This window comes from Bradyrhizobium sp. USDA 4510 (assembly GCF_054059095.1).
Genome location: NZ_JBSSBT010000001.1, coordinates 9,080,163 through 9,097,527, shown reverse-complemented (window position 1 = coordinate 9,097,527; position 17,365 = coordinate 9,080,163). Strand labels below are relative to the sequence as shown.

The window sequence follows — 17,365 nt, the reverse complement described above, 5'->3', positions numbered from 1 at the left end:
TCATCAGCAAGCAACGGACCCCACCTCATGACGGCCAAGGCCGCGGACAAACTCAAATCCGACGGCTGGAAGATCGCCGAAACCACGGGATTCCTGAACCTGATCGGCCCGTTGTGGGAACGGTTGAAGGACGGCGCGCTTGAACTCGCGCTGATCACCGAAGACAAGCACCACAATCGCCGCGGCCTCGTGCAGGGCGGCGTGATCATGACCTTCGCCGACCGCGCCTGCGGCATGGCCGCACGCTACGTCTCGGGCAAGCCGACGCTTGCAACCGTGCAGCTCGACACCCATTTCGTCGAGGCCGGCAAGATCGGCGAGATCCTGACGACGCGGCCGCGCGTGGTACGCTCGACCCGCAGCCTGATCTTCATCACGGCCGAGGTAACCGTCGACAAGCGCTGTATCGCGATGGCCAACGGCGTGTTCAAGATTTTGAAGAACGAGAGTTGATCCTTTGTCATTCCGGGATGGTCCGAAGGACCAGACCCGGAATCTCGAGATTCCGGGCTCGATGCTTGCGCATCGCCCCGGAATGACCGCAGGAAAGGAAAGTCCGATGCAATATCGCCAGCTCGGCCGCAGCGGCCTGAAGGTCTCGCCGATTTGCCTCGGCACCATGATGTTCGGCGGACCGACCGACGAGGCGACCTCGGCGCGGATCGTGGCGAAGGCGCGCGAGGCCGGCATCAACTTCATCGACAGCGCCGACGCCTATAATGGCGGCAAGTCCGAGGAGGTCGTCGGACGCGCGATCTCGAACAGCCGGTCGAACTGGGTGCTCGCGACAAAACTCGCCAATCCAATCGGCGACGATCCTAACCACGGCGGGCTGTCGCGTCGCTGGGTGTTCCAGGCCGCCGACGAGAGCCTGAAGCGGCTCGGCACCGACTACATCGACGTCTACTATCTGCACAAGGAAGACCACGCGACGCCGCTCGACGAGACGGTGCGCGCGATGGGCGACCTGATCCGCGCCGGCAAGGTGCGCTATTTCGGCGTCTCCAACTACCGCGCCTGGCGCGTCGCCGAGATCTGCAACATCTGCGACCGGCTCGGCATCGACCGTCCGGTCGCGAGCCAGCCCTATTACAATGCGATGAACCGGATGCCGGAGGTCGAGCATTTCCCGGCCTGCGCCTATTACGGGCTCGGCATCGTGCCCTATAGCCCGCTGGCGCGCGGCGTGCTTACCGGCAAATACGCGCCCGACGCGGCGCCACCCGCGGACACGCGTGCGGGGCGCAACGACAAGCGCATGATGCAGACCGAGTGGCGGCCGGAATCGCTCGAGCTCGCGCAGGAAATCAAGCGCCACGCCGAGAGCAAAGGCATCACCGCCGGGCAGTTCGCGGTGTCCTGGGTACTGAACTCGTCGTTCGTCAGCGCCGTGATCGCGGGGCCGCGCACCGAAGCGCAATGGGACGACTACATCCGCGCGCTCGACTATCGCTTCACCGCCGAGGACGAAGCTCTGATCGACCGCCTCGTCGTCACCGGCCATCCCTCGACGCCGGGCTTCAACGACCCCGCCTATCCGATCGAGGGGCGCCGCGCGCGGAGCGGATCGTCGCTGTAGCGGCAGCGTCACAATTTTAGTTTTGCGCTCCGCCCGCCGTCATTGCGAGCGGAGCGAAGCAATCCATCGTGCCGCAAGCGGAGAAATGGATTGCGTCGTCGCTGACGCTCCTCGCAATGACGGTGTGTTGCACTCGCTCGGTACGGATAACCCGCTCGGCAACGCCGAAGTTACGTTTCGTAGCTTCCGAATTGCGCGAAGCCCGAGTCGGCTGCAGCATCAGGGCATGGAAATGCTGATGCTGGTGCTGCAATGACGGCATCCAATGTACTGGACTGGATCGTGGCCCTCCTCGTCTGCTGGGCGAGCCTGACCGCAATCTTTGAACCTTCGCGCGGTGCCTCGCAGTGCGACGTATCCACCGCGACGAGCAGCGCGCCGCAGGCCTCGCTGGCGACCCCGACGCAGGCGGAGTTCGAGGAGATGATCCGCGACATGAAGCTGCATGATTGAACGGGATCGGCAAACCGCGAAAATCCTTCCGCATCGTCCCCCAAATCGGGATAGGGGGAAGCCTCGCGGCTTCTCCCACCGGGTCACCGGAGGCGGTCGCCCGCCCCCGGTTCCCACAGAACGTGGCGTGCGGATTTCCCGCACCGACGCTCTTCGACAGTTGGTTCACAGCACTGCAAGCGCTTGCAGCTCCCGATAAGGGAGGCGCAGCTTAGGCTTCAGCAACGGTGTCCGTTCTTTGATTTGGTTGAAGGCGTCCCAAGTGAGGCGTCGGCCTGCCCAGCTGCGGCTGCGCAGCATTCCGCGCCAGTAACGCTCCACGGCCCGATAGACTTTTACGAGGCTCCGGAGATTTCCGGCGACGCCGTAATAGCCATAGTGGCCGCGCAGGACGAGGTTGATTTCATCGGCCTGGTCACTGATCTTGTAATGCCGTATTTGCCGCATCAGCTCCTGCAGAGACATAAGGCTGCGCTTTAGCCGAGATTTCTCGGTGCGCATCCCAACCTTGAAGTTGCCTTTTTGGTTTCGCGTGCAATAGAGCGTCAGCCCCAGAAAGTAGATTGTTTCCGGGCGGTTTCTGCCGCGTTTGCCCGCATGTCTTTGCGCGAACCGACCAAACTCGACCAACTTGGTCTTGGTCGGCTCTAGAGTGAGGCCGAACTTCCCCAACCGAAGACGCAAGGCCTCCTGTACGCGGGTGGCGTCCGATCGATATTGGAAGCAGATCACAAAGTCGTCGATATAGCGCACCAGTCGGGCTTCGCCCCGCAACCGACCCTTCACCACGCGTTCGAACCAGAGGTCGAGAACGTAATGAAGGTAGAGGTTGCTCAAAAGCACACTGATCGATCCGCCTTGTGGCGTTCCTTGTTCGCTCGGGTGCACCGCTCCGTCTTCCAGGATGCCCGCTTTCAACCAGCGCCGGATCAAGCTGATCAGGCGCGGATCACCGACTCGATGTTCGACAAACCGGAGGACCCGATCATGATCGAGACTCCCGAAGAAGTTCTTCAAATCCGCCTCCAACACCCAGCTGATCATGCCGCCGGCGATCACCTCATTGAGGGTCGCCAAGGCATGATGGGCGCTGAGCTTCGGCCTGCCGCCGAACGAGCAGGGTAAGAAGTCCTGCTCGTAAATAGCGGCCAGCACCTCAGCCGTGCTGCGCTGGAGCGCCCGGTCGGCGACAGTTGGAACCCCGAGGGGGCGCTTCTCCGTCTTACCGGGCTTGGGGATATAGACCCGCCGAATGTTCGGCGCCCGATATCCCTGGCGATGGATGGATTGGAGCATTGGCCCTATCCAGTCCTCGAAGCTCTCCTTCGCCGCCTCCACCGTCTGTCCGTCCACCCCGGCGGCGGAGCGCTTCGGAATCTGTAATAGATTCTTTTGCACTCGGTCGCGCGTGATGTGATGGGCCAACGAGGTGAAGCGAAGATTTGTCTCGCGCCGAGCTTTCACTGCTATTTGTTCAAGTTTCGTTTCCATGGTCAGCTGATCTTCTCTTTGCATAGAAGGCCGTAACTCCCGTTGAATGGAGCCCATGTCGCCCAAGAACAATTCAACTACCGCTGACCGCTTCCCCATGTGGCCGGCTCTCCCGTCCTCGGAGTACTATCGGTCAGTCTGACTTCCACCCGGTCGTCAGACCCTTCTCACCTCAGCGGCTTGGCAGGTCTTACAAGCTTGCGCTTGAACCGGATGGATCTCCCTTGTTCACGCTGCTTCCTTTGATTGCATGCTGGCGGTACGAACCCCGGGAGCACCTCTGACCGCTCGCGTTGTCGCGGCCTGCGGTTCCGCCTTCCCCTTTGAGAGACAGGGTCGGCTACTCCGATCACGTTCGATTTCGGGGCTATTTTCCCGTTCACTTCATTCCGGCCTACAACCTCCCTGTCTACGCTTCGCAACGGCCGTTACCGGACGCCACGCAAGACTCGGTTCGCGGCTGCTCGCTAGGCTTTGCCGCGGCCGTCATCTCAGACGGCAGACTTCAACGCGCTTGCAAGGCGCAACTCCCACACCACCGGACATACGGGTCCGTATCCGGCGGTTCGGTGGATTATGCGGGCTGCTGTGCCGCGACGGAAGCCAAGCCGAGTGCCCTGAAGAACGCGATTGGCATGGCGATGGTGAGCGCGGGGCTGTTCGCGAGCCGCCAAGGGCCATGCGGGCTGCCGGCGGTTTGTGCCGCCAGATCCCGGCCGACGCCGCAGCGTCGCAGCTCGGCAAAGCGAGTGTCACCGCGCTTCCATTGTTTCCAGGCGATGGCGCGCAACCGCCGCCTGAGCCATTCGTCAAGTGTGCGCAACACCGACGGGGTTTGGCAGATGCCGAAGTAGCCGCGCCATCCGATCAGATAGCGCGATAGTTCCTTGGCAATCTGCGCGAGGCTTCGGCCGCAGGTGCGTCGTGTCAGTCCTCGGACCTTCGCCTTGAAGCGGGCAAGTGCCTGCGGCGCGATGCGCCGACGCGGTTCTTTCCCACCGATAAAGCTGAAGCCCAAGAACTTGCGAACGCTCGGTTTGGCGACCGCGCTCTTGGCTTTGTTGACCTTGAGCTTGAGGCGCTTTTCGAGGAACCGTTCGATGCCCGCCAGCACCCGCTCGCCCGCCTTCCGACTGCGCACATAGATGTTGCAGTCATCGGCGTAGCGCACGAAGCGATGGCCGCGTCTTTCCAGTTCCCTGTCCAGCACATCCAGCATCAGGTTCGACAATAGCGGCGAGAGCGGACCGCCCTGCGGCGTACCCTCTTCCGTCGGACTGACCAGCCCTCTCTCCAGCACACCCGCATTCAGGAATCCGCGGATCAGCTTCAGGAGGCGCTTGTCAGTCACCCGCTTGGCAACGAGCCTCATCAGGATGTCGTGGTTGACCCGGTCGAAGAACTTCTCCAGGTCGATGTCCACCACGAAGCTGCGGCCGGCCGCAATGTACGTCTGCGCCCGTTCCACCGCCTGATGCGCCGAGCGCCCCGGCCGGAAGCCGAAGCTGGTCTCGGAGAACGTCCCGTCCCAATCCGCCTGCAGCACCTGCATCACCGCCTGCTGGATCAAGCGGTCGAGCACCGTCGGGATGCCGAGCGGCCGCAGGCCGCCCGACGTCTTCGGTATCTCCACCCGCCGCACCGGCTGCGGCTTGTAGGTGCCCTCAAGCAACTGGGCTCGGATCGCTAGCCAGTGCTCCTTCAGGTGGGCCGGCAACTCATCGACGGTCATCCCATCGACGCCCGCCGCGCCCTTGTTGCGCGTCACTTGCGCCAACGCCGTCTTCAGGTTCTCACGCTCGATTACCGCTTCCATCGACGGCCCTGCGGCCGCCGGGCGTTCGAGGGCGGTGGCCGCCGCGCGCGCTTCGGACTCTTGGGCGGCGGCGTTCGGGGCTTCACCCTTCGCTCCGGTGCCCAAGTTCAGCTCGACCTGATTCTTCTGCCGCATGGCTCGCGCGAGATCACCGTTCTACTGGCCACTTCCACCGTTTGGGCCTTCGACGGCACGCCACCGCCTACTATGCCCGCTGCTGACTTCTGCGCTGCGGTCAAGTCGCCTTACGACGACCTCAGTCCCGTTACCGGGACACAGCACAGACCTCCCGAGGTAAGACCGACCGCCTTCACCGCACGCTCGCCGGATTTACCACCCCGACCCTTGATGACTATGGACTTCGCGATCACATGCTCGCTCGTCCGGCCGGGTAGGCCTCGTTATCCGGTAATTGTCCATCGAGCCGCGGCTTTGCTCCACGCTGTCTTCAGACCCCACCTCGCGATGACGCCCTTGCGCTTCGCTAATCCTTCGCCGTCATCAGGCTGGATAGAGGACTTCCACCTCCAAGCTGTCGTTCATACTCGGCACACATGAAACAGGGCGGCGCCGAAGCGCCGCCCTGCCCTGATTGCCGTTTGCTTGCCGCTTACTTCACGAGGTCGAAGCGGTCGGCGTTCATCACCTTGGTCCAGGCCGCGACGAAGTCCTTCACGAACTGCTCCTTGGAGTCGGACTGGCCGTAGACCTCGGCGAACGCCCGCAGCTGCGAGTGCGAGCCGAAGATCAGATCGACGCGGGTGCCGGTCCACTTCACCGCCTTGGTCTTGCGGTCGCGGCCCTCATAGACGCCCTGGCCGGCATCGCTCCACACCGTGCCCATGTCGAGCAAGTTGAGGAAGAAGTCGTTGGTGAGCGTCCCCGGCTTGCCGGTGAAGACGCCGTGCTTCGACTTCTTGGCATTGGCGCCGAGCACGCGCAGGCCGCCGACGAGGACCGTCAGTTCCGGTCCGGTCAGCCGCAGGAGTTGCGCACGGTCGACCAACGCCTCCTCGGGCTGCAGGAACTGATGCTTGCCGCCGATATAGTTGCGGAAGCCGTCAGCCCGCGGCTCGAGCGGAGCGAAGGACTCGACGTCGGTCTGGTCCTGCGTCGCATCGGTGCGGCCCGGCGTGAAGGGCACCTTCACATTGGTGCCGCCGTCCTTGGCCGCCTTCTCGATCGCAGCGGCGCCGCCGAGCACGATCAAATCGGCCAGCGAGACCTTCTTGCCGAACTCCTTCTGGATGGCTTCGAGCTTGCTCAGAACACCCTTGAGCTGCGCCGGCTCGTTGACATCCCAGTCCTTCTGCGGCGCAAGGCGGATGCGTGCACCATTGGCACCGCCGCGCTTGTCGGAGCCGCGGAACGTCGAGGCCGAGGCCCAGGCGGTCGACACCAGTTCGGACACCGACAGACCCGAGGCGAGGATCTTCGCCTTGAGCACCTCGATATCCTTGTCGTCGATCACGGCGTGATCGAGCGCCGGCACCGGGTCCTGCCAGATCAGCGTTTCCTTCGGCACCAGCGGGCCGAGGTAGCGCTGGATCGGACCCATGTCGCGGTGCGTGAGCTTGAACCAGGCGCGGGCGAAGGCGTCCGCGAACTGATCCGGATGCTCATAGAACCGGCGCGAGATCTTCTCATAGGCCGGATCGAAGCGCAGCGACAGGTCGGTGGTCAGCATCGTCGGGACATGCTTCTTCGACGGATCGAACGCGTCCGGAATGACGGCGTCCGCGCCCTTTGCCTTCCACTGCTTCGCACCCGCCGGGCTCTTCGTCAGCTCCCATTCGTACTTGAACAGGTTCTCGAAGAAGTGGTTGCTCCACTTGGTCGGGGTCTGGGTCCAGGTGACCTCGGGACCGCCGGTGATCGCGTCAGCGCCGACGCCGGTGCCGAACTTGCTCTTCCAGCCGAGACCCTGATCCTCGATCGCGCCACCTTCCGGCTCCGGACCGATCAACGATGGATCGCCCGCACCGTGGGTCTTGCCGAAGGTGTGGCCACCGGCAATCAGCGCGACGGTCTCCTCGTCGTTCATCGCCATGCGGAAGAACGTCTCGCGGATGTCCTTCGCGGCGGCGACCGGGTCCGGATTGCCGTTCGGACCTTCCGGGTTGACGTAGATCAGGCCCATCTGCACCGCGCCGAGCGGCTCGGAGAGCTGGCGCTCGCCGCTGTAGCGCTCGTCGCCGAGCCAGGTGCCTTCCGGACCCCAGTACAGCTCTTCCGGCTCCCACACGTCGGCGCGGCCACCCGCAAAACCAAACGTCTTGAAGCCCATCGATTCCAGCGCGACGTTGCCGGCGAGGACCATCAGGTCGGCCCACGAGATCTTGCGGCCGTACTTCTGCTTGATCGGCCACAGCAGCCGGCGCGCCTTGTCGAGGTTGGCGTTGTCAGGCCAGCTGTTGAGCGGGGCGAAACGCTGCTGACCGGCACCGGCGCCGCCGCGGCCGTCGGTGATGCGATAGGTGCCCGCCGAGTGCCAGGCCATGCGGATCATCAGGCCGCCGTAATGGCCGAAGTCGGCCGGCCACCATTCTTGCGACGTCGTCATCAGGGCCGTGAGGTCCTTGATCACGGCGTTGAGATCGAGGCTCTTGAATTCCTTGGCGTAGTCGAAGCCCTTGCCCATCGGATCGGACAGGCTGGAGTTGCGATGCAGCACCTGAACGTCGAGCGTCTCCGGCCACCAGTCACGATTCGAGTGCCCGCGAGGCCCGCCTGTGAATGGGCATTTGCCCGCGCCTTCGTCGGTTTTTGCGTCCATGTTTCTTCTCCGAGGTGATGGATTCTGGAATGCGCTGGAGCTCTTCCAAGAACGATTCTACGCAACCCAATCCATCAGAGGAAATTGACTTTAGTGATCGCGTCGATAAGATTATCTGATGATAAATGTCACACTCCGGCAACTCAGGTATTTTGATGCTCTGGCCCACCACCGCCATTTCGGGCGCGCCGCGGATGCCTGCGCGGTGTCGCAGCCGGCGCTGTCGATGCAGATCCGCGAAATGGAACAGGCGGTCGGCGGCGTGCTGATCGAACGCAATGCGCGGCAGGTGACGCTGACGACCTTCGGCGAGGACCTGCTGCGCCGCGTGCGCGACATCCTGCGCTCGGTCGATGAGCTCGGCGACTTCGCGCGCGCCTCGCGCGACAAGCTTGCCGGGCGGCTGCGGGTCGGCATGATCCCGACCGTCGCGCCGTATCTGCTGCCGAAGGTGATCGAGAACCTGGCGCGGCTGCATCCCGAGCTCGACATCCATGTCCGCGAGACGCTGACGCCGAAGCTGATCAAGGAAGTCGCCGAGGGCCGGCTCGACACCGCGATCGTGGCGCTGCCGGTATCGGAACCGTCGCTGACCGAGGTCGCGCTGTTCTCGGAAAACTTCCTGCTGGTGCGGCCGGGCGAGGACGCCAAGACGCCGGTGCCGAGCGCCGAGATGCTGCGCGAGATGCGGCTGTTGCTGCTCGAGGAGGGCCACTGCTTCCGCGACCAGGCATTGTCGTTCTGCAACATGCAGTCCTCGCCGCCGCGCGAGGTGCTGGACGCGAGTTCGCTGTCGACGCTGGTGCAGATGGTCGGCGCCGGCATCGGCGTCACCTTGATCCCCGAGATGGCGGTGACGGTGGAGACGCGCTCGGCGCCGGTCACGGTCTCGCGCTTCAAGCACCCGCAGCCCTCGCGCACCATCGGCATGGTCTGGCGCAAGACCTCTCCGCTTGCCGCGCAGCTCCAGCAGATCTCCGAGGTCGTCAGCCTCGCTGCCCGCGCCCTGCGTGCGCCGAAACAGGACGGCGCCAAGGAGCCGGCGAAGCGCGCGGGGCGAAGGAAGGTGGCGTGACTGCCGAGACGCTGCGGCGAAGATGTAGTTCTCGTTTGACGCACACGTCTCGCCACCCCCACAACCGTCGTCCTGGCGAAAGCCAGGACCCATAACCACCGCGTTTGATTGTGAACGGGATCGTGGCTCCAGCTTCGCTCAACAACTGATGGTCGGGGTAATGGGTCCTGGCTTTCGCCAGGACGACATCGAATATGTTGCGCGGTCCGGGAATCATCCGTCCGCATTCTCGCGGCGACTGACGAGATGAGGCGGCGCCCCTACTTCTCCAGATACTTCTTCATCTCGGCGATCAGGCCGTCGCGCAGTTCGGGGCGCTTGAGGCCGAAGGCGATGTTGGCGCGGAGGAAGCCGGGCTTGGAGCCGCAATCGTGGCGCTCACCCTCGAACTCCACGCCGTAGAACTTCTGCGTCTTCGCAAGACCGATCATCGCATCGGTGAGCTGGATCTCGCCGCCGGCGCCGCGCTCCTGCGTGGCCAGGATGTTGAAGATCTCGGGCTGCAGGATGTAGCGGCCGGTGATCGACAGGTTGGACGGCGCGGTGCCCTGCGGCGGCTTCTCGACCATGCGGTCGACCTCGAAGATGTTGCCGGTGCGTTTGCCGACGCTGCAGATGCCGTATTGATGGGTGAGTTCGTCGGGCACCGCCTCGACCGCGATCAGGTTCGACTTGTCACCAAGCCTGCTCGCGGCATCGATCATCTGCTTGAGGCAGCCCGGCGTGTTCAGCACCAGCTCGTCCGGCAGCACCACCGCGAACGGCTCGTTGCCGATGATATCGCGCGCGCACCACACCGCGTGGCCGAGCCCGAGCGGCGCCTGCTGCCGGGTGAAGCTCATCGCGCCGGCCTCCGGCTGGTTCTGCGCCAGGATATCCTGCTCGGTCTTCTTGCCGCGCTGCGCCAGCGTGGTGTCGAGCTCGAACATGCGGTCGAAGTGATCCTCGATGACACCCTTGTTGCGGCCGGTGACGAACACGAAATGCTCGATGCCGGCTTCCCGGGCCTCGTCGACCACGTACTGGATCAGGGGCTTGTCGACGATCGTCAGCATCTCCTTCGGCATCGCCTTGGTGGCGGGCAGCACGCGGGTACCGAGACCGGCGACGGGGAATACGGCTTTGCGGATCTTCATGGGATTATCGGAAGCCTTGAAATGGGTGGGACGGCGGCACGAAATGAATCATGCCTTTGGTACCCCGTTTTGCAGCCGCCAACAAAGGCGGATGTGTGGTGCGGCTTAATTCCGCCGTTCCCGTCAGCCAAATGCGGGCCGCAACAAAATCTCGCCCTTGTTAAGTTATTGGAAACCGTGCCGGGGCCTTCTGGAACAGCACGATTTTGATAGGCACACGACAAATGCGCGCGATGGGAACATCAAGGACCAAGCTTTTCGGCGCGAGCCTGATCGCGCTGGCCCTGCTGCTGCCCGGCAGCACGCAAGCCCAGTCGGCGGGCAACGGCCTGACCAACCTGATCGACAGCATCTTTTCCGGACCGAACGCGACGCCGCCACAGGCCGCAACCGGACAGGACGGCGCGGCACCGCCGTGGAGCGGTGAAGACGGCGCCTCCGGCCATCCGCTGATGACCGCAGCGGCGATCCGCCAAGCCGCGTCGGACTTCCCGAACTGCGTCGCAGCGATGTGGCCAGATGCCGCACGGCGCAACATCACCCAAGAGAATTTCGAGCGCTTCACCGCCGGCCTGACGCCCGATCTGCGCATCATGGATCTGATGGATTCGCAGCCGGAGTTCACCAAGGCGATCTGGGATTATCTCGACATCCTGGTCAGCGACACCAGGCTAGCCAAGGGCCGCGAGATCCTTGCGAAATACAAGCCGCAGTTCGATGCCACCGAGAAGGCCTATGGCGTCGACCGCTACATCATTGCGGCGATCTGGGGCATCGAGTCGAACTACTCGACCCAGATGGGCGATCGCAACGTGGTGCAGTCGACCGCGACGCTCGCCTGCATCGGCCGCCGTCAGGCCTATTTCAAGGACGAGTTCCTGTCGGCGCTGGAAATCCTCAACCGCGGCGACCTCAGGCCCGAGCAGATGCGCGGCTCCTGGGCCGGCGCCTTCGGCCCGACCCAGTTCATGCCGACCGCGTTCAAGCGCTATGCCGTCGATGGCGACGGCGACGGCCGCCGCGACGTCGTCGACAATCCGAGCGACCTGATCGCCTCGACCGCCAACAATCTGAAGAAGGACGGCTGGCAGACCGGCGCGAGCTGGGGCTACGAGGTCGTGCTGCCGCAAGGCCTCAATTACATGCTGGCCGACCGCGCCAAGGCCATGCCGCTGTCGCAATGGGAGCATCTCGGCCTCAAGCGGCCGAACGGCCAGCCGTTCCCGCGGCCGTCCGACAAGGCCTATCTGCTGGCGCCGGCCGGCGCCGAGGGGCCGGGCTTCCTGATGCTGCAGAATTTCCGGGTGATCATGAAGTACAACCCGGCCGAGGCCTATGCGCTCGCCATCGGCCATTTCGCCGACCGCCTGCGCGGCGGCCAGCCCTTCGCGCAGCCCTGGCCGCGCCAGGAGCGGGTGCTGTCGCGCGCCGAGCGGCTGGAACTACAGCAGCTGCTGGCCCAGCGCGGCTTCTACAAGGGTACGCCCGACGGCCAGTTCGGCGGCCAGACCCGCGAGGCGCTGCGCGGCTTCCAGGTGTCGATCGGGGCACCGGCCGACGGTTTTGCCACCGCCGAGGTGCTGGAGCGGCTCAGGGGGCGGTAGGGCTGAAACCGGAGGCTGCCCCGTAGCCCGGATGCAGCGCAGCGAAATCCGGGGTTCTCGCCGTGCGACTGGTCTGGTCCCGGATTGCGCTTCGCTCCATCCGGGCTACGGCTCTTGCCCCTCCCGCAAGCGGGAGAGGAGGCACGGTTCCGTCGCCGCGACGGCTGGGCCCTCCACCCCTAAAGTAACCGTGAAATCCGATATTTGCCGCCTGCCTTGACGGCGGCCGGAGGCACCCGATTTATGGTGGAAAAGCTGCCCGCTTGCGGCCCGATTCCGCTAGTATGCTCACGTACTTCCAGATCATTTGCGACCGAACGCGATGCGAGAGCCAAAGTCCTTTTTGCGCATATTCACCGAAGCCGGTCCGCTGGTCGCGCTTACGGTGGCGCTTGCGCTGTTGATCGGCATCGCCCAGCCCGCCTCGGCGCAATTCTTCGGCTTCCCCGGCTTTGGTGGCGGACCGCCGCAACCACAGCGCCGCGCTCCGCCGCAGCACGGCGGCGGCGGCTGGTTCGGCGGCGATTTCTTCGCGCCGTTCCAGCAGCAGCAACCGCAATCATCGCAGCCGCAGCGGCCGCGCGAGGATTTCTCGCGCGCTCCGGCACCGGCCAAGCGCGAGGCGGCCGCCGAGCGCAACGTGCTCGTCATCGGCGACGCCATGGCCGACTGGCTCGGCTATGGCCTGGAAGATGCCTATTCCGACCAGCCCGACATGGGCGTGATCCGCAAGCACAAGACGGTCTCCGGCCTGATCCGCTATCAGCCCAAGGGCGATCCGGCGGATTGGGCCGCGGCCGCGAAGGGCATTCTCGCCACCGAGAACCCCGACGCCATCGTCGTGATGCTCGGCCTCAACGACCGCACCGCGATCCGCGAATCTGTCGTGGAGAAGAAGGTCGACAAGAAGGACGAGAAAAAGGACGCGCGCGGCAAGCCCGAAGCCAAGCCGGGCGACAAGCCCGATGCCGCCGCCAAAACTGATGGCAAGCCGGTCGAGGCCGAGCCGCCGGCCGACGACGCCGACAATGACTCGCAGGCCGCGCCGGAAAAGACAGCGCGCTCGCCCAACGGCCTCTATGAATTCCGCGACGACCGCTGGGTCGAGCTCTACGGCAAGAAGATCGAGGAGCTGATCAACGTGCTGAAGAGCAAGGGCGTGCCGGTGCTGTGGGTCGGCCTGCCCGCGATCCGCGGCCAGAAGGGCACGTCGGACATGCTGTTCCTCGACGCGCTCTATCGCGACGGCGCCGGCAAGGCCGGCATCACCTATGTCGACGTCTGGGACGGCTTTGTCGACGAGGCCGGCCGCTTCATGCAGAAGGGCCCGGACTTCGAAGGCCAGCCCCGCAAGCTGCGTACCGATGACGGCGTGTTCTTCACCAAGGCCGGCGCGCGCAAGCTCGCGCATTATGTCGAGCGCGAGGTGACGCGCCTGCTCGCGGTGCGCTCCGGGCCGATCGCGCTGCCGAGCGAACCCGCGACGCCGGATACCAGCGCGGAGCCCGGCAAGCCCGCGCCGCGGCCGCTGGCGGGCCCGGTGCTGCCGCTGGTCGCCTCCACCGTCGGCACCGATCAATTGCTCGGCGGACCGGGCTCGCGGCCCGCCGCCGTCGATGCGCTCGCCGCGCGCACGCTGGTGAAGGGGGAGGCGCTGGCGCCGCCCGCCGGCCGCGCCGATGATTTCGTCTGGCCGCGCCGCGAGATGGGCCGCGAGCAAGCCAAGGGCGATGTGCCGGTTGCCGCGACCACGCCCGCCGCGCCGGCGGGCGGACCGGCCAATCCGCCGCCCTCGACCACGGCGATCGCGCCCGACGGCTCGATCATCACCGCACCGAAGCCGCCAAGGCGCGTGTTCCGTCCGGCCCAGACCCAGGCCCAGCCGCAACAGCAGCCGCAGACACAGCCTTGGCTGCGCGATCTGTTCGGGTTCGGCGCGCCGCAGCAGCGCCCGTTGGTCGCTCCGCCGCCGCGCCCGCCGCGCGGTGTCGGACAGCGGGCCGCAGTGCCGGGGAGTCCGTGGCAGTAGGCCGCGCGTCTTCCGATAGAATTGACGCTACATCCACGTCATTGCGAGCCAACGGGTCGCGCGAACACGCGCCCGATGACAGGCTCCGCAAAGCAATCCATCGATCCGCACGCGCGGACGGCTGGATTGCTTCGTCGCTTCAGCGCAAAATTGCTTTGCAATTTTGTCGCGAGCTCCTCGCAATGACGGTGGGCGAGATGGTATCAACCGTAGTAGCGCCAGCGCGACGGCGGCGGGCGGCGCGGCTGGCGCGTCATCAGGAGCGCGAGCGCAAAGCCGATGCCGCCGGCGATCAGCAGCGATCCCAGCGGGTTCTCCTGCACCGCATGCGCCATCGCCTTTTGTCCGCTGCGAACGGTCTCGCCGCGATGCTCATAGGCGTCCTTGGCGTAGTTGACCGCGGTGTCGGCGGCGTCGCGCGCGGCGTCCTTGGCCTGGCCGTAGAGATCCTGCACCGAGCCCGCGGCTTCGCGCGCGCGGCCCGAGGCCTGGGTCTGCGCATCGCCGGTCGCGTCGCCCACCGCGCCTTCGGCCTTGCCCGCGAACTCCTTCGCCGTTCCGAAAATCCGATCCTTGTCCATCGTCACGCTCCCTGATCTGTCCGGGAGCTAACCGGGAAACGGCGCGCAGGTTCCTGCGGTTACAGGATCAACCCGCCGTCGACGACGATGGTCTGGCCGACGATGTAGGAGGCAAGCGGCGAGGCCAGGAACAGCGCGGCGCCGGCCATGTCGGCGGGCGTGCCGAGACGCTTCAGCGGAATGCGCTCGAGCGCGCCTTCGAGACGCTTCGGATTGGCCGTCGTCGCCTTGGTCATCTTGGTGTCGACGAGGCCGGGCGCGATGCCGTTGACCCGGATGCCGTTCTCCGCCCAGGCCTCGCCGAGCGTGCGCGTTAGCCCGACGGCACCGGTCTTCGAGGCGTTGTAGGCCGGATTGCCCATGGTCGAATGATAGGCCGCGGTCGAGCTCACGATGATCAGCGAGCCCTTAGCTGCGCTCAGCATCGCCTGGAATTTGGTCGCGCAGGCCATCAGGCTCATCAGGTTGACCTCGAGCACCTTGCGAAAACCCTCCATCTCGAATTCCCCGCGGCGGTAAATCACCGCGCCCTGCGCCAGCACCAGCACGTCGAGCCGGTCGAACGACGGCTTGAAGGCCTCGATCGCCTGCGGGTTGCTGACATCGAGCTGCGCGTAGGCGAGGCCCTCGAGATGCGAGCCTTCCTCGGCGGAATAGTCGCTCGCCTGCGCGCGGGTGCCGCAGATCGCGACGCGCGCGCCCTTGGCGCGGAACGCCTGCGCGATGCCGTTGCCGATGCCGCTGGAGCCGCCGACCACCAATACTTGCTTGCCGCCGAAATCGAGCTCGTTCATCGCGCGTTCCTCTCTCGTGCTGTTGTCTTGTTGAGCATGATCCTTCTCGGAAAGCCAACCGGGAAACTTGCGTTAACGCGCTGCGCGCATGCCGATATGGGATCAGTGGTTTGACGTATCTTGCGATCGGTGCCAGCGTTGCCGTCTCTCACAACGCAGAAAATCAACGGGGGTCCGTCATGTCCGAATACAAGCAGCTCAGCCGTTCGGTGAAGGGCCTCACCGTTCTCGTCACCGGCGCCGCCAGCGGCATGGGCCGCGCCACCGCGCGGGTGTTTGCCGATGAAGGCGCCAATGTCGCGGTCACCGACCTGACCGAAGAAGGCACGCAGGCGGTGACGAAGGAGATTTCGGCAAGCGGCGGCTCGGCGAAGGCCTGGACGCTCGACGTCGGCGATCGCGACGCCATCACCAAAGTCGTCAACGACGTCGCCGCGCATTTCGGCGGGCTCGACATCATCGTCAACAATGCCGGCATCTCGGTGCGGGTGCCGATCGACGATCCCGCGTACGAGGACGCTTGGGCCAAGGGCATCGCGGTGATGCTGACGGCGCATCCGCGCATCATCCGCGCGGCACTGCCATACCTGCGCAAGTCGCGCTCGCCGCGCATCGTCAACATCGCCTCGACCGAGGCGCTCGGCGCGACCGCGCTGCACAGCCCCTACTCCGCGGCCAAGGGCGGCGTCACCAGCCTGACCCGCTCGCTCGCGGTGGAACTGGGACGCGAGGGCATCACCGTGAACTGCATCTGCCCGGGCCCGATCCGCACCGCCATCACCGACCGCATCTCCGAGGAGCACAAGACGCTCTACGCCAAGCGCCGCACCGCGCTCGCCCGTTACGGCGATCCGGAAGAGGTCGCGCACATGACGCTGAGCCTGTGCCTGCCCGCCGCATCGTTCCTGACCGGCGCCGTGATTCCGGTCGACGGCGGGTTGATGGCGCGGAATGCCTGACCCGCGCACGGCCCGCGAGCGTTGACAGCGCGCGCGCGTCGAGTAGCCTTCCCGTCAAATGAAGCGGGAAAACCGCCCGCGATAGACGGGGAGAAACGCCAATGACGGTCCTGATCCGGCAGCTTCACAAGCATTTCGTCGGCGAGGTTTCCGGCGTCGATCTGCGCAAGCCGCTGACGAAGCAGGAAGCGATCGACATCGAGGCCGGCATGGACAAATACGCCGTGCTTGTGTTCCACGGCCAGGACATCTCCGACGAGCAGCAGATGGCATTCGCGCTGAATTTCGGCGAGCGCGAAGATGCGCGCGGCGGCACGGTGACGAAGAAGCAGGACTACCGCCTCGCCTCCGGGCTGAACGACGTCAGCAATCTCGGCAAGGACGGCAAGCCGCTGCCGAAGGACCACCGCACCCATCTGTTCAACCTCGGCAACTGCCTGTGGCATTCCGACAGCTCGTTCCGGCCGATCCCGGCGAAATTCTCGCTGCTGTCGGCGCGCGTGGTGAACCCGAAGGGCGGCAACACCGAATTCGCCGACATGCGCGCCGCCTATGACGCGCTCGACGCCGAGACCAAGGCCGAGATCGAGGACATGATCTGCGAGCACTCGCTGATGTATTCGCGCGGCTCGCTCGGCTTCCTCGACTACACCGACGAGGAGAAGCAGATGTTCAAGCCGGTGCTGCAGCGCCTGGTGCGCACGCATCCGGTGCACGGCCGCAAGTCGCTGTATCTGTCCTCTCACGCCGGCGCCATCAGGGGCATGAGCATGCCGGAGGCGCGGCTGCTGCTGCGCGATCTGACCGAGCACGCGACGCAGCCCGAATTCGTCTATGTGCACAAATGGACGGTGCATGACCTCGTGATGTGGGACAACCGCCAGACCGTGCACCGCGTCCGCCGCTACGACCAGTCGCAGCCCCGCGACATGCGCCGCGCCACGGTCGCGGGCACCCAGCCGACGGTCGCGCAGGAGGCGGCGGAGTAGGCGGAACTACTGGTGTCGTCCCGGCGAAAGCCCATAGGCGCTAAAATAGGATTTGCGCCTTGGATTCGCTTGTGATTCCAAGA

General features: G+C 65.1%; 14 protein-coding genes. 8 read left to right on the top strand and 6 right to left on the bottom strand.

The features are described from left to right. Positions 1-27 precede the first annotated feature (27 nt). From ACVMDN_RS42280 to ACVMDN_RS42270, 3 genes are all read left to right on the top strand, one after another. Positions 28-453 (top strand): PaaI family thioesterase, encoded by a 426-nt coding sequence (locus tag ACVMDN_RS42280; RefSeq protein ID WP_076825222.1) that lies wholly within the window; start codon positions 28-30, stop codon positions 451-453. Positions 454-559: 106 nt separating this feature from the next. Further along, a complete protein-coding gene (locus ACVMDN_RS42275; RefSeq protein WP_076825265.1) occupies positions 560-1,579 on the top strand; it encodes an aldo/keto reductase in 1,020 nt (339 codons plus the stop codon). A 252-nt stretch (positions 1,580-1,831) separates the two neighbouring features. After that, positions 1,832-2,032, top strand: coding sequence for a hypothetical protein (locus tag ACVMDN_RS42270; RefSeq protein WP_057016417.1), 201 nt, complete (start codon positions 1,832-1,834; stop codon positions 2,030-2,032). Positions 2,033-2,197: 165 nt separating this feature from the next. On the opposite strand, the gene ltrA (ACVMDN_RS42265) is transcribed toward ACVMDN_RS42270, so the two are convergent. The 3 genes from ltrA (ACVMDN_RS42265) to katG all read right to left on the bottom strand — a co-directional run bounded on the left by ltrA (ACVMDN_RS42265) (position 2,198) and on the right by katG (position 8,115). After that, complete coding sequence (gene ltrA / locus ACVMDN_RS42265) at positions 2,198-3,580, bottom strand: group II intron reverse transcriptase/maturase (RefSeq protein WP_456835857.1); 1,383 nt, start codon at positions 3,578-3,580, stop codon at positions 2,198-2,200. Between the two features lie 517 nt (positions 3,581-4,097). Beyond that, on the bottom strand, positions 4,098-5,474 hold the full coding sequence (ltrA, locus tag ACVMDN_RS42260; protein WP_456835305.1) for a group II intron reverse transcriptase/maturase: 1,377 nt from the start codon (positions 5,472-5,474) through the stop codon (positions 4,098-4,100). A gap of 475 nt (positions 5,475-5,949) precedes the next feature. Further along, entirely contained in the window at positions 5,950-8,115 is a 2,166-nt protein-coding gene (katG, locus tag ACVMDN_RS42255; RefSeq protein ID WP_057016418.1) for a catalase/peroxidase HPI, read from the bottom strand. A gap of 118 nt (positions 8,116-8,233) precedes the next feature. On the opposite strand from katG, the gene ACVMDN_RS42250 reads away from it, so the two are divergent. Next, positions 8,234-9,190 (top strand): hydrogen peroxide-inducible genes activator, encoded by a 957-nt coding sequence (locus ACVMDN_RS42250; RefSeq protein ID WP_076825224.1) that lies wholly within the window; start codon positions 8,234-8,236, stop codon positions 9,188-9,190. 260 nt (positions 9,191-9,450) lie between these two features. Here ACVMDN_RS42250 and galU read toward each other — a convergent pair whose 3' ends face one another. Further along, positions 9,451-10,326: a UTP--glucose-1-phosphate uridylyltransferase GalU gene (galU, locus tag ACVMDN_RS42245; protein ID WP_028334743.1), complete on the bottom strand. Its 876-nt coding sequence runs from the start codon at positions 10,324-10,326 to the stop codon at positions 9,451-9,453. A gap of 224 nt (positions 10,327-10,550) precedes the next feature. Between galU and ACVMDN_RS42240 the strand changes: the two genes are divergently transcribed. Both ACVMDN_RS42240 and ACVMDN_RS42235 read left to right on the top strand, forming a co-directional pair. Then, positions 10,551-11,930: a lytic murein transglycosylase gene (locus tag ACVMDN_RS42240; protein ID WP_057016421.1), complete on the top strand. Its 1,380-nt coding sequence runs from the start codon at positions 10,551-10,553 to the stop codon at positions 11,928-11,930. Positions 11,931-12,252: 322 nt separating this feature from the next. Beyond that, positions 12,253-13,959 (top strand): SGNH/GDSL hydrolase family protein, encoded by a 1,707-nt coding sequence (locus ACVMDN_RS42235; protein ID WP_076825226.1) that lies wholly within the window; start codon positions 12,253-12,255, stop codon positions 13,957-13,959. Positions 13,960-14,162: 203 nt separating this feature from the next. On the opposite strand, the gene ACVMDN_RS42230 is transcribed toward ACVMDN_RS42235, so the two are convergent. Both ACVMDN_RS42230 and ACVMDN_RS42225 read right to left on the bottom strand, forming a co-directional pair. Beyond that, positions 14,163-14,540 carry a CsbD family protein gene (locus ACVMDN_RS42230; protein ID WP_050387227.1) on the bottom strand — a complete coding sequence of 126 codons (378 nt, stop codon included), beginning with the start codon at positions 14,538-14,540 and terminating at the stop codon, positions 14,163-14,165. A 59-nt stretch (positions 14,541-14,599) separates the two neighbouring features. Then, positions 14,600-15,334, bottom strand: a complete 735-nt coding sequence (locus ACVMDN_RS42225) for an SDR family NAD(P)-dependent oxidoreductase (RefSeq protein WP_076825228.1) — start codon at positions 15,332-15,334, stop codon at positions 14,600-14,602. A 179-nt stretch (positions 15,335-15,513) separates the two neighbouring features. On the opposite strand from ACVMDN_RS42225, the gene ACVMDN_RS42220 reads away from it, so the two are divergent. Further along, the gene (locus tag ACVMDN_RS42220; protein WP_076825229.1) at positions 15,514-16,293 is read left to right on the top strand and encodes an SDR family NAD(P)-dependent oxidoreductase; all 780 of its coding nucleotides are present in this window, start codon (positions 15,514-15,516) and stop codon (positions 16,291-16,293) included. 101 nt (positions 16,294-16,394) lie between these two features. Further along, positions 16,395-17,282: a TauD/TfdA dioxygenase family protein gene (locus ACVMDN_RS42215; RefSeq protein ID WP_057016160.1), complete on the top strand. Its 888-nt coding sequence runs from the start codon at positions 16,395-16,397 to the stop codon at positions 17,280-17,282. The last annotated feature ends 83 nt before the right edge of the window (positions 17,283-17,365 follow it).